Raw genomic sequence first — 20,111 nt, 5'->3', positions numbered from 1 at the left:
GGTGATGTTTGAGCGTTCTGACCATCGGCGGCGGTGATTGCCGCGATAACAGTGCACGCTGACGATCGTGCTGGGTCAGCGTGCCTTAGAATTGGGAGCATGCCAATCCCGCTTGTTTGTGATGGCGTCCTGGCCCGGGTCCGGATCTTCCACCATGAATTTCATCCCTGGGCGGCTCATTGAGGCCCCCTCCTTCATTCCTGCGCCGTTCCGGCTGCCGGTTGCGAGCCGGCGGCCGCAAGCGGGGCTTCCTCGCGGCTGACGTCTCCAATTGTAGAATCCTACAATTGCGGAGCGCGCCCTTGCGGCCTTTGCTCTTCGCGGCGGTTTGAAATCGGCCCGCGACAATCACGGGAAGAAACGGGATGAGAGGACGGTCGCGACGCGACCGAATGAAAAAATGAATCGAAGGGACATTGAACGACTGCGGGAAACAGTGCGCTGTGAGGTGGCACTGGAGACCTCTGGTTTCGCTCTCGACCCTAAAGAGAGCACAAAACGTGCAATGAAGTATCGCCGTGGCAGCGAAATCATCATTGTCACGCACTCAGGAAAGGGATGGTTCGATCCTCTGGGTGAGGAGAAAGGCGACGTCTTCGGTCTCGTAGTCCATTTGGAACGCTGTGCCTTCCTCGAAGCATGCGCTCGGGTCGCTGCACTTGCGGGCATGGAGCCTTCGCCTACCATGTGGGAGCACGAAGGTCGTAGACTTCCGGACCTCACGTCCATCTCCGAAACTTGGGCTGGCCGGAGATCACCATGGCCGGGCTCCGCAACATGGCGTTATCTCCGTTGGCAGCGGTGCCTTCCTGTGGCCATCATCCGCACCGCGATCGCTCAAGGTCTACTGCGCGAAGGGCCGTCGGGGAGCATGTGGGCGGCACATACCGACGATTTGGGTGCGGTTTGCGGATGGGAATCCCGTGGGCCGGAATGGCGTGGATTTGCGACCGGCGGCAACAAGGTTTTGTTCCGGCTTGGCTGCACAAATGCCACTCGCCTCTGTGTGACCGAGGCGGCGATCGATGCCATGAGCCTGGCGGCCATCGAAGGGATGCGAGCGGGCACCCTCTATCTTAGCACTGGCGGTGGCTGGGCGCCGGCGACGAGTGCCGCCTTGCGCGCGCTGGCGGCAGGCTCGGACGCGCAACTCGTCGCGGCAACAGACGCCAATTCGCAAGGCGACGCCTATGCCGGCCGGCTCCGCTCATTGGCTGACGACGTCGGTTGCGCATGGCATCGACTTCGCCCCTCCGCCGACGATTGGAATCATGTGCTGCAGCAGGATAAGGAAAGAATGAAAAACAAGGCAGACGTGCCGCATACCCGCTGACCGCATCAACGGAGGCTTCGCCCCTGCGCCGGACTTTGACCAGGCTGGCCGGGATGCCGGCGAGCCAGAAGGTGTCATGAAAAACCAAAGTGGAGACTGAGGTAGCGCCGGCGCACGCGCAGCGCGCGACCGCGTTTCTCCACGGGCTTCAGCCAGAAGAGACGGAAATGCGAGATGCGGCTTGGTAGCGTCGGAGGCGAATGATTAAGGCCGGTCGCCGCTTTTGGCGGTGGCCGGCTCCACGACCGGCTTCAGGTGGTCCATAAGGCTGTCAGCCACGCTCAGATCCAGTTTCCCCCAGATCGACGGTTTGTGAATTCCGGTTTTCGGCTTTCGGGACCGCTTCATCTCAACGATGAACGGCTTGGTCTGCTGACGCTTTTTTCCTCCGGGCGACGAAGCGCGATGTAACTCTAGCACTAAGTTTGTCTCGCAACCGACCCTTGGCGGAGGGGCAAGCGAGAAGCATGTCTTGACCGTTGTGCTGGCAGTCAGGTTAAACCCGGTGCGGCGTCGGCTTGGGATCGTCTGATGTCGATCGCCACAGTCATATCCTTTTTCCTGAGCGCCGGGGCACCATCCGCGGTCTCGATGGGGCATGTCTGCCCGGGGAACGGCTTCGCCTCGCTCTTGTTCCCGCAACGGCTCTCCGAAACTTTCATCCCCTGGCGGAGACCACCCCACTTGAGTGGGACCCCGGATCACCGCCATTCCTCGCGAAACAAGAAAGTTTCTCCGTTCCGCCCTTCACGTGTGTTCCGGCCCTTGCGGGTGCGGTCCGATCATCCCCGGCCTTTGCGACTGCCATCGAGGCCGCAATGGTGCGGCCCGAAAGCAAAAAGGAAAAGGACAATGGCTACCATCGGCACCTTCACCGCCAACGAAAGCGGCTTCACCGGCTCGATCCGCACCCTCGCCCTCAACGTCAAGGCACGCATCGCCCGCATCGAGAACCCCTCGGACAAGGGCCCGCAGTTCCGCATCTTTGCGGGCGCCGTCGAACTCGGCGCCGCCTGGCAGAAGCGCTCCGAGCAGGACCGCGACTACCTCTCGGTCAAACTCGACGACCCGAGCTTTCCGGCTCCGATCTACGCGACGCTGACGGAAATCGATGGCGAAGACGGATACCAACTCATCTGGTCCCGCCCGAACCGGGACTGAGGAGCGACCAGCCCCGCCGCAACGCGGGGCCAAGCCTCGTGTCTGAAGCCGGAAACAGGCATCGAGCCGGTTTCCGGCTTTTTGCTGCCACACGAGAGGTTGGGATTTGCTCAGATCATCCCATTTTGACGTGGTGAAAGGGCCGCCTCAAGGACGGGTGGTTCCCCCAAAATGCTTGCGCATTTCGGCTCCCCCACCCGCCGCGGTACGGGCGCTTGGCGCTCCTTGACCCGGCCCTCTCCCCACGACCGCGGATGTCATCTTTCTCAAACATCTGGAGATGACGATGATGACGATCGAACAACACATCGAAGAACTGCTGGCCGAGCTCAGGAACGCCGTCTGCACTGGCGAGCGTCGGCAAATCGAGACTGAACTTGAACTCGCCAAGGCCGGGCGCGAGCCCGCCCTGGCAGCACAGGAGGGCCGTGTCAGCGCAGAGCCTCCGTTCTGACGGAGGCTTTTATGCATGCAACTGACACCGTGCCCATCTTTCTCAAGTTGGAGGCGCGGACACCTGTCGGTATCACGCTGACGGCCTCCGCACCGATCGTTATTGCGCAGGCAGGCTCGCGGTCGATCGTGTGCGAGGCGCGGGGTGCAGTCGGTCCCGCCTCCCCTTCGGGCCTCTATGTTGAGGCTCCTGCGGCTGCTCTTTTCCCGCCCTCCGCACGACGAGAATTCCCGAAATCTCGCCCTTCGGGCGCCGCTATGCTGATTTCTCCGATACTCTTCATTTTTCTGGGTCAGCCTTGCTCGTGGCTCTTCGCGCCGGCTCGATCCTGGAGCCTCAGACGTCTTGCGCGATCTTGTGGAACCTGTTCGCATCGACGCAAGCCTTCATGTCTTTTCGCCTGAACCAGATCGCCCGTCCGCAGCGAAGCGGCGGGTTGCCGGCGGTGAAGACGATCTGCTCATCGGTGCGCATGCGAAGCACTTCGTGTGGCTGGATCAGCGCACGCGCGGCAAGCTGCTTTGATCTGGTTCGCGACGCTCCCTTCGATTGGAAACTTCGACTGACCTGGTCGATCTCGACCGTGGTCATGCCGCAGCGTTTAGAGATGTAGTCCGCCGTGTCGGGATCGTTGATCGCGGCGAAAGAAATCCAACTCGCACTCTCGAACCATTTGCTTGCGGCATCTCGGCCGCCATAGGTTTCGCGCATCTGTCCGATCGACTGGTAGATCATCGTCAGCGTGATGCCGTACTTGCGGCCAGCATCACGCGCGGTTTCGAGGATCCGCATGTAACCGAGGCGCGCGACCTCATCGAGAAGGAAGAGCGCCCGCCCCTTCACCTGGCCGTCGCGATTGTAGATCGCATTGAGGAACGAGCCGATGATCACACGCGCAAGCCCGGCATGCGTCTCCAAGGTCTTGAGGTCGATGTTGATGAACACATCGGTCCTTCCGGCGGCAAGGGCATCGGTAGAGAAGGTCGAACCGGACACCAGGGCCGCATAGTTCGGATAGGACAGCCAATGCGTTTCCTTCACAGCATTGGCGTAGACACCCGAGAAGGTTTCCGGCGTCATATTGACGAAGGCGGCGACGTTTTCCTTCACGAAGTCCGAGTTCGAATTGTGATAGATCGACTGTAGCCGTTCGCGCAGTTTCGGCTCGGGTTCCGCCAGATTGGCCCGAACCTGCCGCAAGGTCTGGTTCTCCTGGTCGGTATGGCCGGACAGGCAGACGTCAGCGATCAAAGCGGTCAACAATTGCAGCGCCGAAGCGCGGAAGAAGTCGTCGCGCAAGCCACGCGCACCGCCGCTGTCGCTGATGATCCATGAAGCGACCGACGCGATATCTTCTTCCTTGGTCCCGCCGAACCGACCGATCCAGTCGAGCGCATTGAAGCCGGTTTCCGGTTCCTTCGGATCGAGGATGCGGAGGAACCGCGCTGCGGCTTTGCGATGCCGACAGACCATCGGCGCCACTTCGCTTGAAGGGTCGAGCACGACAAGCGCGCCGCCCCATTTGAGTGCCGTCGGAATTGTCACCGATGTTGTTTTGAAGCCACCGGATCCGGCAAAGACGATCCCGTGCGACGATCCGAATGACCCGTCGAAGCAGAGCAATGGCGGTTTGCCGCCAGCGCCCCAGGTCTCACAATGATCCGAACGAAACGGCTGCGCCGCCGTACTGTCTTGGTCGACGCGATAGCACTCGCCAATGACAATTCCGCCTGTATCGGGAAAGAGCTTCGCCGCTTGCCCCATCTTCATCCAGTCGGCCTCTCCATGAAGGGCCCTTTGTCCCTTCACGCGTTTGGGCTCGGGACGTCTGAAGGCCGCGTTTCCGATCAACGCTATGCGGAGCGCGAAACCTCCAGCCAACAGCGCGGCAGCTGCGCCGACCATTGTTGCTGGATCCAGGTACGAGGCAACCGACATGCCCGGGGGCACCTCTCCAGTAAACGCGGAAAGACGTGATGCCTCACGGAATGCTGCCGTCAGAAGCGTTGCTGCGGCTCCGAAGAGAGCGCTCCAGCCCGCGAGCTTGATCTTGACTGCGCCCGCGCTTGCGAACAGGAAGATTACCCCGACCACCGCGGCGCTGACATAGGGCGCGGCGATGCCAATATGTCCGAGAGTTTGCCTTGCCGCATCCGTTTTGCCGAACGGCGAAAGCCAGTGCTCGATGCCATGCATGCCGATAACCGTCAGCGTCATCAGCGCGAGGGGGATGATTGCGAGCGCAAGCTTATTGGTCGTCATGGCTGAAAGCCTCCGCCCCGATGGCGATCAGCCGTGCCCGCTCGCCTTCGTCGGACTTCAGTCTGAGGCTCAGTTCGACCAGTGCTCCAAGCAGAAGCGCGCGTTTTTCGTATCGCAGGCCCGCCTTCACAATCAGACCACCGAGTTCAATCTTTTCCCGCGTGTCCTTCTTGCGGGAATCGGATGTCCTCATTTTCGCCATCCGCTTAAGCCTCGCCACTGCTGCCCTCAGCCGTGCCAGGCGCGAGCGTCGTAGTCCCGGCGGGTCCGCCGTTTTCGCCAGCGCTCCTTTTTCTTCCGGTCGAGGCGATGACGCCTTGGCGTTGGCGAAAGCGCATCACCAGAGCCTCGAAGGCGGCGTGAAGCTCGATTTCGTCGATCTCGATTTCGCCAAGGCCTGCCTTCAGCGCAATCCGGCCGATGCGTTCGGCTTCCCGTGTCTCCGCTTGTTTGAGCTGTTCCTGCAGTTTGGCGATTTCGTCGCGAATTTTTGAAGAAGGTTTCTTCATGTGCGCAGTTCTCCCTGGCTTCAGAAAGCTTGTCTTTCGAAGGCAGTTTTGCGGACCGGAGGGCGCAGCGCACTACGGTGAATCCTACAATCGCCAAGGGCGATGCTTTTGTGAATGATCACGGCCGTTCCGAAGGAGCGGCATCAAAGTGCGCAATTATACGTCGCCGATGCGACGCTTTGCTTTTCTCCCCCTGGCGGGGCTGCCGTTCCCCACGACCGTTTGAGTTTGTTCGCAATCGGGAAAGATTTCTGCCGTGGCCGTTCCCCATTTCTCCGTCAGCGTCGTCGCCCGCGGCTCCGGTCGCAGCGCGGTCATGTCGGCGGCCTATCGGCATTGCGCCAAGATGGACTACGAGCGGGAAGCAAGGACGATCGACTATCGCGCCAAGCAGGGTTTGCTCCACGAAGAGTTTGCCATCCCGGCCGATGCACCCGCATGGTTGCGGTCGATGATTGCAGACCGCCCCGTCTCGGGAGCAGCAGAAGCCTTCTGGAACAAGGTTGAGCAATTTGAGAAGCGTGGTGATGCCCAACTCGCCAAGGATGTCACGATTGCGCTGCCGCTCGAACTGACAGCTGAGCAGAACGTCGCGCTCATCCGAGACTTTGTCGAGCACCACGTCACCTCCAGGGGCATGGTCGCTGACTGGGTCTATCACGATGCGCCGGGCAACCCGCATGTCCATCTGATGACGACGTTGAGGCCGCTGACCGAGAATGGGTTCGGCGGCAAGAAGGTCGCGGTTCTGGGGGTGGACGGCAATCCAATCCGCAACGATCATGGCAAGATCGTCTACGAACTTTGGGCCGGAAACCTCGACGATTTCAACGCATTTCGCGATGGCTGGTTTGCCTGCCAGAACCGTCATCTGGGGCTTGCCGGTCTCGGCATTCGCATCGATGGCCGTTCTTTCCAACAGCAGGGTATCGAGCTTACGCCGACCATTCATCTCGGAGTCGGCACCAAGGCGATCGAGCGGAAATCCGCGGCGGACGAACAGGCAGCTTCGCTCGAGCGGCTGGTATTGCAGGAGGAGCGGCGAAGCGAGAACTCGCGACGCATCCAGGGTCGGCCGGAGATCGTGCTCGACCTGATCTCGCGTGAAAAAAGCGTCTTTGACGAACGCGACATAGCCAAGATCCTGCATCGCTATATCGATGACCCCGGCCTCTTCCAGAGTCTGATGGCGCGCATTCTGCAAAGCCCGGACGCGCTTTGTCTCGACCGCGAGCGGCTCGCTTTTGCGACAGGCTTGCGTGTGCCGGCAAAATACGCCACGCGCGAGCTGATCAGGCTGGAAGCGGAGATGGCAAGTCGCGCGGTTTGGCTGTCACGCCGATCCTCGCATGGCGTTCGGGATGCCGTGCTCAAGGCGGCGTTCACACGTCATTCGCGCCTGTCGAAGGAACAGATATCGGCGATCGAGCATGTAGCGGGACCCGAGCGCATCGCCGCTGTCATTGGCCGCGCCGGCGCCGGCAAGACGACGATGATGAAAGCTGCGCGTGAAGCGTGGGAAACAGCGGGCTATCGTGTCGTCGGTGGTGCGCTCGCCGGCAAGGCCGCTGAAGGGTTGGAGAAGGACGCGGGGATCGTCTCGCGCACGCTTTCGGCTTGGGAACTGCGCTGGAAAGAAGGTCGAAACCCGCTCGACAACAAGACGGTCTTCGTTCTCGATGAAGCGGGTATGGTATCATCCCGGCACATGGCGCTGTTCGTCGAGGTCGCGACCAAGGCTGGCGCCAAGCTCGTCCTGATCGGCGACCCGGAGCAGCTGCAGCCCATTGAAGCGGGCGCGGCCTTCCGCGCCATTGCCGATCGGATCGGCTATGCCGAACTTCAGACCATCTATCGACAACGCGAACGGTGGATGCGCGACGCGTCGCTCGATCTCGCCCGGGGCGATGTCGGCAAGGCGGTTGAAGCCTATCGCGCAAATGGCAGGATCGTTGCTTCCGAGCTCAAGGCCCAAGCGGTCCAGAACCTGATTGCGGACTGGGAGCGCGATTACGATCCTACCAGGACCATGCTGATCCTCGCCCACCTTCGGCGCGATGTGAGAATGCTCAACGATATGGCACGTGCCAGGCTCGTTGAGCGAGGCCTGCTCAACGACGGTTTCATGTTTCGGACCGAGGACGGGAACCGCCATTTCGCGCCCGGTGATCAGATTATTTTCCTCAAGAACGAAGGATCTCTGGGCGTCAAGAACGGCATGCTCGGCAAGGTCGTCGACGCGGCTCAAAATCGTATCGTCGCGGAGATTGGCGAAGGACAGCATCGGCGCCAGGTGACGGTGGAGAGCCGCTTTTACAACAATATCGACCACGGTTATGCCACCACGATCCATAAGAGCCAGGGCGCCACCGTGGACCGGGTGAAGGTGCTTGCTTCGCTCTCCCTCGATCGGCATTTGACTTATGTCGCGATGACCCGACACCGTGAGGATCTCGACGTCTATTACGGTCAGCGTTCATTCGCCAAGGCCGGCGGCCTGACTGAGATGCTGTCGCAGAAGAACTCGAAGGAAACCACGCTCGATTACGAGAAGGCGACCTTCTATCGCCAAGCGCTGCACTTCGCTCAAGCACGGGGCCTGCACCTCCTCAATGTCGCTCGAACGATCAGGTTTTGACTCTGGAGACACGAAGCGCAGAAAAATCGAGAGGATCACGGGAGCAGCCCTGGACTGGAATTCTAGATTTCAATTCTGGAACCGAACCAGTATTTGGGACTGCCCGCATGTTGTCAGACCGTCGTCGCGGCACTGCCGTGGCTCCGCGCAAAGCTCCGGAGAAAAAGGAGGAAAGACCGTGATCCCGAGAGAGTAGGCGTAACGCCTTGGCGGATAGGCTGCCAACGCGCACGGGCAACGGCACTTCAGGCTCATAAGCATGCTTTGCAGGATCCCCGCTTGTCGCTATGAGGCACAGACGGATAAGACCGTCGCTTCTATTTGCCGGCGGGTGGCAGAGGCCGTCCAGGGTAACGAGGCCCAAGTCGTGGCCTACCTGCATGATGTTGTCGAAAGGGAAGGGGTGGACTCTCGACCGTCTACCGGAGGAGGGATCTCCGAGATCCTGGCGGCCGTCAATGCGATGTTACGCCGCGACTACTAGGCCTAGGGAGGATGCCGTTCGCCGGGCGGCGGCGAACGCCTTGTTTCGGCGTGTCAAACAGGCCGATCACGAGGGCAACCTCGCGCAGGTACAGACGCTGGGGAGAATGGCGCGAAGTACGCAGAGAGCCTTGTGCCGCTGAATACGCCACGAAAATCACGAATAGCGAGGTGCTCCACGGAACCGACGGCCGGCCCCAAAAGTTTGTCACTCCATCGGAACCACTGCTAAACGGGAGGAATCCAATGAGCAGTTCGACGACCACCGACCATGACGTAATCCGTAAATGGGTTGAACAGCGTAAGGGCCGGCCCGCCGCGGTTCGCACGAAGGGCAAGGGTGGCATTCTTCGGATCGACTTTGGCGAGAAGGACGAGGACCTTGAAGAGATCAACTGGGATGAGTTCTTCGAGATTTTCGAGAGCAGCCGGCTTGCCTTTCTTCATCAGGAGAAGACGGAAGGCGGCAAGACTAGCCGCTTCAACAAGTTCGTCGAGCGTGAGTAGACGGACTAGATGGCTCGCCCCGGGTCTGATGAGAGGAATTCCTGGGTGAGGATTCCATCTGCGCGGAGAGGCGATTGCCAAGCGATGCGTTTTGTCTGCCCCGCTGGATACCGCCTCTTTTACGCGGGAATAGCGATGTGCAAGGTAAATGGCGACGAAAGCGGGTAGCGTTGTTGCAAAATGAAGGAAACCTCTGGACCAGTCTGATATGGTCGCCATTGCCTGCCGACGGGGCGTCGCGAGCATGACGCTCGTTGACTGGGAAGTCGGCGCGTTCTACTCGAATTGTCACCGTGCTTACGTCGGGGACTGGGAGCGGCCCGTCCAGCAGGAAAGTTCCACCGACGGCACGCCTATCGAAGGAGACCGTCGCTCCCGAATTCGTCCCATCCGCTCAAGCCGGTCGCGGCTTCGTCGGCTCGTTCGCTTGGTTTGACTTTTTCCTTTTTCTTCAGCGACCGCGTCAACTTCGCCTGATACGCGGCCCGCCTGCGATTTTCCGCTTTTGCCGCTATATCTTCTTCTCGCCACTCATCGACGGCGCCACGGTCGAGTAGATCTTCGACGACACGAGGATCGAATATGTGAAAGGTGATCTTCCTTGCGCGTCCTGGTAGCCTCACCGTTCGCGTCCCGGCGCTGGGCAGACGACCGTCTGCGAGCCAGCGCTTCCGCTCTGATGCCGTGATCGTCAGAATATCCTCGATCTCTCGAGGAATGATCGGAAGGTTTGCGATGCCGTCCAACGCGCTGGAGACGGCCGATGCCGTAGCTCTGAAGGCGGTCTTCGAAGTCTCTGGCATGACGAGGATCAGCCCGCCTGGCTGCATTTCCAGCGACTTCCGGATCGTGGATGGTAGCCGGGACCGGATTTCCTGCAGAATACCCTTAAGCCTGACACCAGATCCGAGGGTCGCCACCACGGGAAGCGGCCACTCCCTGATCAGTTCGGGATCGTCACTTTCCTTGCTCTTTGTCTTCGTCTTGGGCATTCCGCAGGAGATGGTGTTGAAGGGGCCGCGCGTCAACGGAGCTTGGGATGATTTGCCAGGTTCCCTCCTCATATCTGTGTCGATGCCGAGTTGGTTTCCGGTCATGGGACCGCAAAACCCCGTTTAGAACTGAGGAGATGCCCAGGTTCCGGCGGACCGCCGGGACAGACGCCTACCTCGGTCGATCGGCCGTTACATAAGCTGGGTGCGAGCCGAGGCGGCACCAGCGCTGACATTGACGCCAATCAGCAGCATGGTATCGCCTTCCGGGCTGTACTGCTCAAACCAGTGCCGAGCGAGCTCCCGGATCGTTTCAAGCCGGACACCTTGCGATTATCGCTTACGGTCTCCTTTTCCGGCCAACGCGCCGCTGCGCCTCAGCTTCGAAATTTCAGCGTCTGGACTTTTACTTGGAACGGGCGAGTTTCATGCGTCAGGACTTTTACCTTTCGCTCGCAGAGGGCCAGCCAAACTGACTCGGCACACGCCGGCGATGATACGCGGCACATCTCAGCGAGCCGGGCACGGTTCACCGTCCAGCGGCCGGTGAAGAACATGAAAGCGGCGATTGAGCCGATAACAATCCGGAGCGCAGCGATAGGCAGGCATAGGGATTCCAGGATGGCGCAAGATCTAAAGCGCCCGCGCGACTGGTTCGTGATCGTCGAAAACGATTATGTCCTTCAGCTCTGATGAGCCGGCGTGGGCTAAGCGGCGCGCGCTGTTATCCTAGCGCGCAGTGCTGGCTGTTGAGGAGGCCAGCATCACTGGAACCAATTCGGTGGCACTCGAGTTGGTGCTTCGACGGATGCGAACCGTACTACAGCCCTCTTAAGTTTGAAAGTCTTGCCATGCGCTACGAAGACACCAAAGAGCAATACAGTAAGGTAGTGCGTGGCTGGAATGCGCGTTACGACCTGAATGAGTTTATCGCGCAGCATGGGCTCCAACCACTGGCCGCGCGCGAACTCTTTGCAAAATTCGGACCGTACAAAGTGGATCTGGATCGCAAAGTCGCAGAGCTACGGAAGGAATGGCACAAGAATCGCTGATCCGTCAGCGGAGCATTCTTGCCGAGACAATGGCCAGACGACGTTTCGTGAACTCATCGGCCGCACCTGGGGTCCCTGTCTAACCGATCCCGAAAAAGGCTAGAATTGCGATCACAATAACGACGAGGCCGACGAGATAGATAATCTGGTTCATGTCACCTTCCTTTCCCCGAATCAACGGCTGCCAAGCCAATAGGTTCCTCGCGCCACGTTCGGGAATGGTTTGCGAAGTTGAGATGCGTCTTATGCAAAGCGATCACACCCGGTATTGATGATTGCGAGCCAGGTTTCATCGATCCGCGCGGGCTGGAAAGACCGAGCGCGGTCATCGCCTGGCTCTGGCCAAGTCTGCGGTCCCAACTCCTTGTCAGGCGCTCCTTTCCCGTGCATCCATCTCACCGGTTGCGTCTCTTCCACTCGCGATATGGCGCGAGCAACTGACCCGGAAATCGCTTTTCAATTTCTTCTTCGGTTATTACAATGCGCGCCAACACCTCGTCGCGTTCCGCGCCTTCGACACGTTCACTCGCAGCCTCCAGATCAGTCATGACCGAAAAGACTTCGTCCTTTGTCATCGCCTCAAGTCGGTAGGCGAAATCTGCGACGGGAATGTTGTTGAAGTTCGCCATGGTTCACCTCCAGCCTTCCCAGCCCTAAAGCTAAATTCGCCTCGAAAGTTCCCGGAGGCCTACCGCAAGGGCCGTCCTGACAAAATATCGATGTGGATTTCCTTTTCGTTTCGATTTCACTGTGGCTGGACCTCCCTTTCAGCAAAGCCAAGCACGACGTGTCCCGATCAGACCTCGGGCCGATGCGATACTGTCAAAGTCGCACGACGTGTGCGACCTTCGTCTGAATTCCCATGCATGCCAGTCCGACGGGTGCCCAAATGGATTGAGTCTCAACTTAAGGTTGGTACTTCTAGGATAGAAGCTGCGATAAAGCGCTCCGGGCCATCTCGATCGTTGAAGTAGTATACAACAATAATCTTGCCGTCCTGTCTAACCAAGGCGCATGGATAACCTAGGTCCGCATCGTCACCATCATCGCGGAGAACCGCCGGTTCGGACCATGTTCCGCCCCTATCGCGGCTGACGACAGCGCTTAGTCCGAAGGGTGGATCTCGAAAACCGTAGAGCAGCACCAATCTTTCGTCGGGCAGAGCGACAAGCGCAGGCGGATTGCCCATGATTCCCGTATTCCGGACAGGCGTACCGACACAGGACCAAGTCCGCCCCAGATCCGCTGACCGATATGCCTCCAGCCAGAACCGATCATGGGCCCTACGACGAACGACTGTGTAAATCGTGCCGTCTGCGAGGCGCGTCGACGACGGCATGATGGCGTACCCCGTCTGTTCATCCCAGACGAATCCTTCCGAGGAAAAACTCAATCCTCCGTCCTGCGTGCGGGCGCAAAGGATACGACCTTCTGTCCCATCGGCTTTCGGCGCGGTGAGCATAAACAAAGCGTCGTGTCGGCCCAGCGTTATGATGTCGGTACGCGCAGAGAGCGCCTCTTCGTGAGACTTCAACCCTTCGAACCTAAAAGGCCCATTCCACGAGCGAGCACGATCCTTGCTGACGTAAAACCAGCTCACTGATCGCCCCGATATCCCGGTGCGGGCTGCCATGACGACTTGCTCGCCATCGGCAAAGTCGATCGGGGTGGGGAGAGTAATGAGATCAAGCGCCGGGTCCACATTGGGTCCTGCTTCCAAGTCCTTCGTGACATGTTCGTCCGCCGAAAGACTGCGCGCACCCGGTACGCTCCCACAGAATGGTTCTGCCTGCCAAGTCAGGCCGCCATCGAGGCTTCTCGCCTGAACCGGAGTGAACGCGTGATGCTGATCTTCGAGATGAAGGTTTTCGCTTTCCCTCCCTAGACGGCCTGTGGCGAAGACGCAGACAATTTCGTCTCCCCACGCCCACACGCCGTAATTCGCGGGCCATCCCGCGAATGCGCCGAGTCTCCGATATACGACGGTATGAATCGCTTCAAACCTTGCGGTCATCTCTTCTATTCCCGCGCTCGCAGCCTCCAAGCTTCCGCAAAAGGATGAATGCTGAAAGGCAAAAGCAAATCGCATTGGCGATAATTATCGGCCACTCTCCTTTGAGGACACCAAAGACAGTCCACAGCGCAAAACCGGTAACGGTGAGAACGTACATCCGGGCAGAGAGCGCCGAGGTATCGCCTGTTTTTACGACCTTGCATGCCTGCGGAACGAAGCTACCCACTGAGCAAATTGAGGCGAGATAGCCGATGAGCAGCGTTGCTTCCAAGTGTTCTCCATAAACGTGCGACCAGGATTCTAGCCGGGCACCGCCGCAGCCGCTGTGACTGTGAGCAGACCGAACAGAGAGCCTTGCGAAATGTTCCTCTCATAGGACCGGCCTTGGTCGCGGTGAGCTAGCGAAAGGCTGGAAATACTTCGCGTGCCATGTCCGCCGATCGATATTGTTTCCTGCCGCAGCCAGAATGCACTGCTCGCACCGACTTCAAGATCCTCTGCACTTTCTTCGAGAGGCCATCGAGCGCGGCATGCGGTTAGTCTGCGACGGGGAAGCCAGCCAAGGTATCGCACACCCAGCAAATGTTGCAGTTTCGTAATCCGCGTTATGTCATTAACAGGTTGTTTGCTAATGCGTTTTTATGGTTTGAGAATACGCGAATTATTTCAGTTCCCTACGGATCCCGCGATCGGTGAGGCCTTCGCGATAGCCGATTAATTGTGTCATCCCCTGACGGAGCGGGGTACTGCTACCGGAACGGTTGGTCCCTGTCGGCCGAGATTTTGGTTAAAAAGGGCACATAGGCTTCTCGAAATTCCAATTGCCCGAAGGAAGTTCCCTATTGCTATGTTGCGCCCAACCCCGCGAACGGTGTTTCGCGCGTCGCACACTGTCGATTCCTACAATTCGAGCTGCGATATTCTGCCGTTAGGATCTAACCCCGGTGCCAAGGCGGGGGACGTCGTGTCCGAATTTCGAAGCGCTCGTCTGAGGGTCGACCATCGCATACTGTCCCTGTCGTTGAGGACGCTACGGGCTGCGAAGTATCAGGACACCTCTCGCCCGCTGTAAGCTTTGCGGGCGATACGGCGTGTCTCACATGACGTTTCTTGTCTGGGCCGGAGGAGCTTCTCATTCGTACCCGTATTAGTGCACCACCTATCCAGAGGCCTGGGTTACGACCTATCTCGAACCGGGCTACTTTGACGTAGATCCGGTCCTCGACATTATCCGGTGGGGGTTCCTGCCCGTGGACTGGTCTTTTTCGAGCACCGGTCAGATCCGTCCGCACCCATGGCATAGGTTCTTATGGCTTGACCATTCCCATCCGTGGGCCAAATGGCGAACGCAGCCTTTTTCCGTGACTTGGCGCCTTCCCAGACAGCAATGGACACATTGCGAACTTCTTTCATTCACGAAATGTAGGTCCTTGCAAGCCATCTCCATGAAACTGTGTTTGAGGCGGTCGGTTTTCGAAGGCTCAGCCGTATTCGCAAACTCTCGCGACGAGAGACACAGTGCCTGCAATTGCTCGCAATGGGCCGGATCGCTTCGGGGAGGGGCATGCCGGGGCGGGCAGCCTCAGTAACATACCCGATCTCATTCCGTGAGCCGAGAACAACGTGGGGTCGAGGGCAGGCCTGCTTGCACCGGCATTTCAGGATTAGATGGACCGACTGGGGCGTGAGCGCCCGTCGGTCGATGCTACGGAACCCCGGTCCTTCACCGGTGCAGGCCTTAGCAAGCGCCGCAGTACCTGGAGTTTTTTTGCCGTATCAGTGTGTTGATATTTGCCTGTCCGGCCGCTTAAATCTTCAAAGACGCTGAAGCCACTTCGACCTTCCGGACATCGGAGCAACATTTATGACCCGCCAACTTTCTCTCCCACGCGAGCGAATTTCCGTGCTTCTGCTGGAAGGCATTAGCCAGACCGCCGTGGACTACTTTTCTTCGTCCGGCTACACCAACCTCATTCATTTACCGAAGGCGCTCGACGACAAGGATCTTAAGCGCCACATCGCCGACGCACATATCATCGGCATTCGTTCCCGCACGCAGTTGACGGACGAGATTTTCGAATCCGCCAAGAAATTGATCGCCGTCGGCTGTTTTTCCGTCGGTACGAACCAAGTCGATCTGGATGCGGCGCGGCGGCGCGGCATTCCGGTGTTCAATGCACCTTATTCAAACACGCGATCGGTGGCCGAGCTTGTGATCGGCGAAATTATTATGCTGACACGGCAGATCTTTCCGCGCTCGGCTTCCGCGCATCAAGGTGGGTGGGAGAAGTCCGCTGTCGGCAGCCGGGAGGTCCGCGGCAAAACACTCGGAATTGTCGGCTACGGCAATATCGGATCGCAACTCAGCGCGCTTGCCGAAAGCATGGGCATGGTCGTGCGCTACTTCGATCTTTCCGATCGGCTGCGCCGGGGCAATTCGGAGTCGATGGCCTCGCTCGGCGACCTTCTTGAGATCTCTGACTATGTGACAATGCACGTTCCCGAAACACCCTCGACGCATAACATGATCACTGAAACCGAATTGCGCCGCATGAAGAAGGGCGCCATCTTCATTAACAATTCTCGCGGGACGGTGGTCGATCTCGACGCACTTGCAAAAGTCCTGAACGACGGTCATCTGGCGGGTGCCGCGGTGGACGTGTTCCCCAAGGAGCCCGCATCGAACAACGACCGTTTTGAGACGCCGTTGCAAGGTTTGAGCAATGTCATTCTGACGCCGCATATCGGCGGCTCCACTGAGGAAGCCCAAGAACGCATTGGCGGGGAAGTTTCAAGGAAGCTGGTCGAGTATTCCGACATCGGCTCAACAATGGGCGCCGTCAACTTTCCGCAAGTGCAACTGCCCGAGCGCCCGAACGGCACGCGTTTCATTCACGTGCATGAAAACCGCCCCGGCATGCTCATCCAACTCAACGAGATCTTCTCGTCGCGCGGGCTGAACATCGTCGCTGAGTTTCTTCAGACGCTTGGCGACACGGGCTATGTGGTGGTCGAGGCCGATGGCATTTCCGAAAATGCCGACGAAATTCTTCAGGCTCTACGCGCAATTCCTGGAACGATACGAACGCGATTAGTCTACTGACAGCTGTTAGGGCCGATCTGTTGCGGGGCAATAAGGGTGTTTTCGCGGGACAAGTGAAGACGTCCAATGCTTAGAATGCTCGATTCCAAGGGCTCGAGCGTTTCTGCCTGGGCAGGCTACCGAATGCGACAAGGGAGGGTCGAGCTAACGCGCACATGGCCAACGTATGCTGGCCGGGCTCGCGAGCATTCGCCCAAAAATACGCACCCATTGATGGTTTGACGGAAGAGTGGATTGGCAGAGCATGAGGCACGTCAGGCCGCTGCGTTTGAGCAGATGGCAGCGGAAGGCACCGACCCGCAGGAAGTGTGGAGGACGCGCCGATGACCGACTCCCCCGAAATGATCGTGTTGTTCAACAACAGCCACTTTGGCCTCACGAGCTGCGGCAAGGAGAGCCAGTCTAGCCCGCGTTGGAGAGCATTTTCCTTCGGTTGCGCGAGCGCAGAAGGCGAGGGCGCGCTGAAAGGCCGGGCCGTAGGTCACCGGCCATCTCTCGGCCAGGACGAACATGGCGTTTCGAGCGTCTTTGATCTCTATCGCACGGGACATTCCCGGAAGCAAAATTATAAGGGTGCTATCCCAGGTCGCAGCAAGCATTTCGAATTTCCCTGTCTCACCGGGGCTATGAATGCAAATTGTGCGCAGGTGGTTCCGTGTTTTTTCGATGAAATTTATAAGAGGCGGACGGCGTGAACGAGATCCCACTCCTCACGGACGAACTCGCCGAGCTCGAAGCTCAGATCTTCGGCATCGGGATCAGCATGCTGGGTCGATGGCGTGAAACTGCAGAAGCTGGCGGTGATCCATTGCCTGTGACCGGTGCAATCGGTCTCTGGACTCCCTCGAAAATCGGGTGGGCAGCATGACGAGAGTCAATTCAGCGCAATCTTGTAACCTTGGCCTCGGCGATCGCCGCGACGAACGCTACTCGGGCTTGTTCCCATGTGTAGGTACCAACCATCGCGTCCCTGCATTTTATCAACGGCGTTGAAGTAAGCGACGCCCGAGGCGGCAGGCCAGTTTTCACCAAGCAGGACCATGGCCTTGTTCGGTGTCCAGACTATCTGCGCGCCGTCGAGCTCGGGAAGTTCGATGATCACGCACTTGTTCCAGCTCTCAACCATGTTCCTTTTCTTTGTGATTGCTCCCCCGCCGTCAGGCGTTGAGCTTCGGTGGCGTGTCGTTCTCATCCGGGTTCGGGTTGGGAACTTCGTCAGGAAGGATGTCGGGCTCCGGTTCCTCGATCGGTGGCTGTGGCACGTCCGGGGGCATGTCCGGCGGGAAATCAGGTTGGGGCGGCCTCGGGATCGGTTCGGTAGGCATCATGATGGACTCCTGTTTAGGAGGGCAACTGATCTCGCGTTGGGATTGTTCCGATCTTTCGGTCAAGGTGCCAGCATGATCAAGCTTCACCTCCCATACCCGTCGGTCTGGGGCCTATACGACGGCTGGGGCGCGAAGCGCCGGCTGTCGCCGACCTACACGAAATGGCGCGTTTCTTCATCAAAGTCGAGGCTGACACTCGGCAGGAACTTCTTCCGCTAGCGATCTGCCGAGCTCATCATGCAGCAAATGCCAGACCGCGGCGTCCGATGGGAGGTGGTTCGTGCGCCGCTCGAATAAGTGACTGCCTGTGCGCGATGCGAGGATAAAGTCCTCATCGACTTGCTAGCGACACATTCGGTCTATAAATACACAGGCATCGATATTTGCTTGTTGAGCTTTGTTTTCTCGCCTTTCGCGTTCAAGCCGACCTTCCCTCTCAAAATCGATCTATCTGCCTTGGCTGTCACAATGTCGGTCGGGGTCTTCAATCATGATTTTGAAAGGAATTGTCATGAACACTGGAACCGTAAAGTTTTTCAATAGCGCTAAGGGCTTCGGCTTTATCGAACTCGAGAACGGCGGGACGGACGTATTCGTTCACGCATCTGCTGTCGAACGAGCCGGTCTGCGTTCGCTTGTCGAGGGCCAAAAGGTCACCTTTGACATCGTTCGGGACGCACGCTCTGGCAAGAACGCAGCTGACAACCTCGCAGCTGCCTAAAAAATTCGCTTCTGGCCACTGACCACGGATGTACTGGCAGTGCCGCTGAGGCGTGTGTAGAAGGTCGGGTTTTGCCCGGCCTTTTTTATTGGCAACGTGGTCTGTTTGCCGCCCCGCTCCGCGTTTTCGGCTGACCCGGCGGACCCTAGAAACTGCGGGGAAAAATGGGGCTCGTCTATAAGAGCGACGTTCTCGAACTGTTCTGTGCGTAACAAGCGCTGGAGGCTTGGCTCTCAACCGCTGCGAGATTGTAACGGAAAAGAGGGTCGAATGTTCATTAACCCGTAGGGATTAGAAATCCACTTTTGTACACGCCCCGTTCTCACGCCGTTCGGCGCGTATTAGCGATCAAACTTTCAGTAGAAATTCAGGGTTTTTCTCGGAAGAGAGAAGCGGGTAGCTCGCTAGCTTCGGGGACGCGCATCATTACGTGAGGCGTGCGTTTCACCCATAAATCAGCAAGGCACCGCCGGAAAAGAGGATCGCGCACCACGCCATAGAGGGTGCATTGGCGCTCAGAGGAACCGTTGCCCTCTTAGACAGTTGAACCCTATTAGGCCGCAATTCCTGCTGAGATCTGCCCATGAACCAGTCCTCGAATGGACGAATCTATGACTGCATCGTCGTTGGCGGTGGGCCAGCGGGCCTTACCGCTGCTATATATTTGGCACGCTACCACCTCTCCGTTTTGGTGTTCGACGATCAAGCAAGTCGCGCCGCCAGTATTCCCGTGTCCCACAATCATGCGGGCTTCCCAAACGGTGTGAGTGGCGAAGAGTTGTTGGCTCGTATGCGAACGCAAGCGGAGCGATACGGGGCCTATGTGAGGTATTGTCAGATTACGGAGCTGCGCAAGAGAGGTTCGCTGATCGAGGCGATGTCCCCGATTGGTCATTGGAGGGCGAAAACGGTGCTTCTGGCGACCGGGGTCATCAATCGGCGACCGCAGATGCCGGCGGCCGTTCATGATGACGCGCTAGCCCGGGGGCTTCTGCGGTACTGTCCGGTTTGCGATGGGTTCGAGGTTACGGATAAAACCGTAGGCGTTATAGGGGTTGGGACGAGAGCGTTCCAAGAGGCGATTTTCTTGAGAAGCTATACGCGCCACCTCACCATTATCTCGTGCGAGGATAGGCCTCATTTGAATGAGACGCAGATTTCTGAACTTCAGGAGATCGGCGTCAAGCTGGAGCGCGGTCCCGTGAGTTCCATCGAAATCGCGGGCGATCTTCTCGTCCTAAACACACCAGACCATCGTCTCTTCTTTGCTTCGGTCTATCCAGCGTTGGGCTCGGACGTGCGGTCGGATTTAGCATCGCGACTGGGCGCTCGGCTATCACGTGAAGGATGCGTGTCCGTCGATGCCCATCAAAGGACGACCGTGAGCGGCTTGTACGCGGCGGGCGACGTTGTACAGGGGTTGGACCAAATCAGTCGCGCAATGGGGCAGGCGGGCGTTGCCGCCACTGCCATCCGAAACGATCTGTGCGAGCAAGTGTTGCGGGTGCGGTAAAAGAGGCCGGACGGTCTCAGATGCAGTTGGGTCGCCCGGCC

Annotated in this window: 18 protein-coding genes and 3 pseudogenes; 10 read left to right on the top strand and 11 right to left on the bottom strand. The window is 58.6% G+C overall.

Annotation, left to right across the window (positions count from 1 at the left end):
- Positions 1-811: 811 nt before the first annotated feature.
- From FA04_RS36650 to FA04_RS35530, 3 genes are all read left to right on the top strand, one after another.
- Positions 812-1,333: a DUF3991 and toprim domain-containing protein gene (locus tag FA04_RS36650; protein ID WP_335669420.1), complete on the top strand. Its 522-nt coding sequence runs from the start codon at positions 812-814 to the stop codon at positions 1,331-1,333.
- A gap of 852 nt (positions 1,334-2,185) precedes the next feature.
- Positions 2,186-2,494 carry a DUF736 domain-containing protein gene (locus FA04_RS34115; RefSeq protein ID WP_034796839.1) on the top strand — a complete coding sequence of 103 codons (309 nt, stop codon included), beginning with the start codon at positions 2,186-2,188 and terminating at the stop codon, positions 2,492-2,494.
- Between the two features lie 286 nt (positions 2,495-2,780).
- Positions 2,781-2,948, top strand: a complete 168-nt coding sequence (locus FA04_RS35530) for a hypothetical protein (RefSeq protein ID WP_156553160.1) — start codon at positions 2,781-2,783, stop codon at positions 2,946-2,948.
- Between the two features lie 336 nt (positions 2,949-3,284).
- On the opposite strand, the gene traG is transcribed toward FA04_RS35530, so the two are convergent.
- Genes traG through traC form a run of 3 tightly spaced genes read right to left on the bottom strand, consistent with a single transcriptional unit; the run spans position 3,285 to position 5,719 of the window.
- Positions 3,285-5,210: a Ti-type conjugative transfer system protein TraG gene (gene traG / locus FA04_RS34110; protein WP_034796840.1), complete on the bottom strand. Its 1,926-nt coding sequence runs from the start codon at positions 5,208-5,210 to the stop codon at positions 3,285-3,287.
- Positions 5,197-5,412 (bottom strand): type IV conjugative transfer system coupling protein TraD, encoded by a 216-nt coding sequence (gene traD / locus FA04_RS34105; protein WP_034796842.1) that lies wholly within the window; start codon positions 5,410-5,412, stop codon positions 5,197-5,199. The genes traG and traD overlap by 14 nt, the downstream gene beginning before the upstream one ends.
- A gap of 4 nt (positions 5,413-5,416) precedes the next feature.
- A complete protein-coding gene (gene traC / locus FA04_RS34100) occupies positions 5,417-5,719 on the bottom strand; it encodes a conjugal transfer protein TraC (protein ID WP_034796843.1) in 303 nt (100 codons plus the stop codon).
- Between the two features lie 256 nt (positions 5,720-5,975).
- Here traC and traA point away from each other — a divergent pair.
- Positions 5,976-8,348 (top strand): annotated as a pseudogene (traA, locus tag FA04_RS34095) (Ti-type conjugative transfer relaxase TraA); the annotation flags it as partial.
- A gap of 738 nt (positions 8,349-9,086) precedes the next feature.
- Positions 9,087-9,347, top strand: coding sequence for a hypothetical protein (locus FA04_RS34085; RefSeq protein ID WP_034796848.1), 261 nt, complete (start codon positions 9,087-9,089; stop codon positions 9,345-9,347).
- A gap of 353 nt (positions 9,348-9,700) precedes the next feature.
- On the opposite strand, the gene FA04_RS34080 is transcribed toward FA04_RS34085, so the two are convergent.
- Positions 9,701-10,339: a hypothetical protein gene (locus FA04_RS34080; protein WP_064817089.1), complete on the bottom strand. Its 639-nt coding sequence runs from the start codon at positions 10,337-10,339 to the stop codon at positions 9,701-9,703.
- Between the two features lie 851 nt (positions 10,340-11,190).
- Between FA04_RS34080 and FA04_RS34075 the strand changes: the two genes are divergently transcribed.
- On the top strand, positions 11,191-11,391 hold the full coding sequence (locus tag FA04_RS34075) for a hypothetical protein (protein ID WP_034800025.1): 201 nt from the start codon (positions 11,191-11,193) through the stop codon (positions 11,389-11,391).
- Between the two features lie 395 nt (positions 11,392-11,786).
- On the opposite strand, the gene FA04_RS34070 is transcribed toward FA04_RS34075, so the two are convergent.
- The 3 genes from FA04_RS34070 to FA04_RS34925 all read right to left on the bottom strand — a co-directional run bounded on the left by FA04_RS34070 (position 11,787) and on the right by FA04_RS34925 (position 13,676).
- Positions 11,787-12,020: a hypothetical protein gene (locus FA04_RS34070; protein ID WP_029742822.1), complete on the bottom strand. Its 234-nt coding sequence runs from the start codon at positions 12,018-12,020 to the stop codon at positions 11,787-11,789.
- Between the two features lie 272 nt (positions 12,021-12,292).
- A complete protein-coding gene (locus tag FA04_RS34065; protein ID WP_034800058.1) occupies positions 12,293-13,405 on the bottom strand; it encodes an exo-alpha-sialidase in 1,113 nt (370 codons plus the stop codon).
- Positions 13,389-13,676 (bottom strand): SemiSWEET family sugar transporter, encoded by a 288-nt coding sequence (locus tag FA04_RS34925; protein WP_082936639.1) that lies wholly within the window; start codon positions 13,674-13,676, stop codon positions 13,389-13,391. Before FA04_RS34925 ends, FA04_RS34065 begins: the two co-directional genes overlap by 17 nt.
- Positions 13,677-14,613: 937 nt before the next feature.
- Between FA04_RS34925 and FA04_RS36780 the strand changes: the two are divergent.
- Positions 14,614-14,994, top strand: a pseudogene (locus FA04_RS36780) (hypothetical protein); the annotation flags it as partial.
- Here FA04_RS36780 and FA04_RS36285 read toward each other — a convergent pair.
- Positions 14,948-15,151: pseudogene (locus FA04_RS36285) on the bottom strand (site-specific integrase); the annotation flags it as partial. The pseudogenes FA04_RS36780 and FA04_RS36285 sit on opposite strands and share 47 nt — an antisense overlap.
- Positions 15,152-15,269: 118 nt before the next feature.
- Here FA04_RS36285 and serA point away from each other — a divergent pair.
- Positions 15,270-16,508, top strand: a complete 1,239-nt coding sequence (gene serA / locus FA04_RS34060; RefSeq protein ID WP_034800024.1) for a phosphoglycerate dehydrogenase — start codon at positions 15,270-15,272, stop codon at positions 16,506-16,508.
- Between the two features lie 254 nt (positions 16,509-16,762).
- Here the strand turns inward: serA and FA04_RS36775 are convergent, their stop codons facing one another.
- The 3 genes from FA04_RS36775 to FA04_RS35770 all read right to left on the bottom strand — a co-directional run bounded on the left by FA04_RS36775 (position 16,763) and on the right by FA04_RS35770 (position 17,836).
- Positions 16,763-17,020, bottom strand: coding sequence for a DUF982 domain-containing protein (locus FA04_RS36775; protein ID WP_414436885.1), 258 nt, complete (start codon positions 17,018-17,020; stop codon positions 16,763-16,765).
- A 362-nt stretch (positions 17,021-17,382) separates the two neighbouring features.
- Complete coding sequence (locus FA04_RS36795; RefSeq protein WP_423201968.1) at positions 17,383-17,634, bottom strand: DUF982 domain-containing protein; 252 nt, start codon at positions 17,632-17,634, stop codon at positions 17,383-17,385.
- A 31-nt stretch (positions 17,635-17,665) separates the two neighbouring features.
- Positions 17,666-17,836: a hypothetical protein gene (locus FA04_RS35770; protein ID WP_167550739.1), complete on the bottom strand. Its 171-nt coding sequence runs from the start codon at positions 17,834-17,836 to the stop codon at positions 17,666-17,668.
- A 511-nt stretch (positions 17,837-18,347) separates the two neighbouring features.
- Between FA04_RS35770 and FA04_RS34040 the strand changes: the two genes are divergently transcribed.
- The gene (locus FA04_RS34040; protein ID WP_029742828.1) at positions 18,348-18,557 is read left to right on the top strand and encodes a cold-shock protein; all 210 of its coding nucleotides are present in this window, start codon (positions 18,348-18,350) and stop codon (positions 18,555-18,557) included.
- Between the two features lie 583 nt (positions 18,558-19,140).
- Positions 19,141-20,070, top strand: coding sequence for an NAD(P)/FAD-dependent oxidoreductase (locus tag FA04_RS34030; protein ID WP_177235796.1), 930 nt, complete (start codon positions 19,141-19,143; stop codon positions 20,068-20,070).
- Positions 20,071-20,111: the final 41 nt, after the last annotated feature.

This window comes from Ensifer adhaerens, assembly GCF_000697965.2.
In the GTDB taxonomy this organism is placed as follows: Bacteria; Pseudomonadota; Alphaproteobacteria; order Rhizobiales; family Rhizobiaceae; genus Ensifer; species Ensifer adhaerens.
Note: the sequence above shows the minus strand (reverse complement) of the source record. Positions and strands in the feature narration are given on the sequence as shown.

Coding starts and splice junctions, on each gene's coding strand:
- FA04_RS34115 (WP_034796839.1), top strand. CDS start 2,186: ATGGCTACCATCGGCACCTTCACCGCCAACGAAAGCGGCTTCACCGGC.
- FA04_RS36775 (WP_414436885.1), bottom strand. CDS start 17,020: ATGTTCGTCCTGGCCGAGAGATGGCCGGTGACCTACGGCCCGGCCTTT.
- traD (WP_034796842.1), bottom strand. CDS start 5,412: ATGGCGAAAATGAGGACATCCGATTCCCGCAAGAAGGACACGCGGGAA.
- traC (WP_034796843.1), bottom strand. CDS start 5,719: ATGAAGAAACCTTCTTCAAAAATTCGCGACGAAATCGCCAAACTGCAG.
- FA04_RS34030 (WP_177235796.1), top strand. CDS start 19,141: ATGAACCAGTCCTCGAATGGACGAATCTATGACTGCATCGTCGTTGGC.
- FA04_RS34040 (WP_029742828.1), top strand. CDS start 18,348: ATGAACACTGGAACCGTAAAGTTTTTCAATAGCGCTAAGGGCTTCGGC.
- FA04_RS34080 (WP_064817089.1), bottom strand. CDS start 10,339: ATGCCCAAGACGAAGACAAAGAGCAAGGAAAGTGACGATCCCGAACTG.
- serA (WP_034800024.1), top strand. CDS start 15,270: ATGACCCGCCAACTTTCTCTCCCACGCGAGCGAATTTCCGTGCTTCTG.
- FA04_RS34065 (WP_034800058.1), bottom strand. CDS start 13,405: ATGACCGCAAGGTTTGAAGCGATTCATACCGTCGTATATCGGAGACTC.
- FA04_RS36795 (WP_423201968.1), bottom strand. CDS start 17,634: ATGGTTGAGAGCTGGAACAAGTGCGTGATCATCGAACTTCCCGAGCTC.
- FA04_RS35530 (WP_156553160.1), top strand. CDS start 2,781: ATGATGACGATCGAACAACACATCGAAGAACTGCTGGCCGAGCTCAGG.
- FA04_RS34085 (WP_034796848.1), top strand. CDS start 9,087: ATGAGCAGTTCGACGACCACCGACCATGACGTAATCCGTAAATGGGTT.
- FA04_RS34075 (WP_034800025.1), top strand. CDS start 11,191: ATGCGCTACGAAGACACCAAAGAGCAATACAGTAAGGTAGTGCGTGGC.
- FA04_RS34070 (WP_029742822.1), bottom strand. CDS start 12,020: ATGGCGAACTTCAACAACATTCCCGTCGCAGATTTCGCCTACCGACTT.
- traG (WP_034796840.1), bottom strand. CDS start 5,210: ATGACGACCAATAAGCTTGCGCTCGCAATCATCCCCCTCGCGCTGATG.
- FA04_RS35770 (WP_167550739.1), bottom strand. CDS start 17,836: ATGATGCCTACCGAACCGATCCCGAGGCCGCCCCAACCTGATTTCCCG.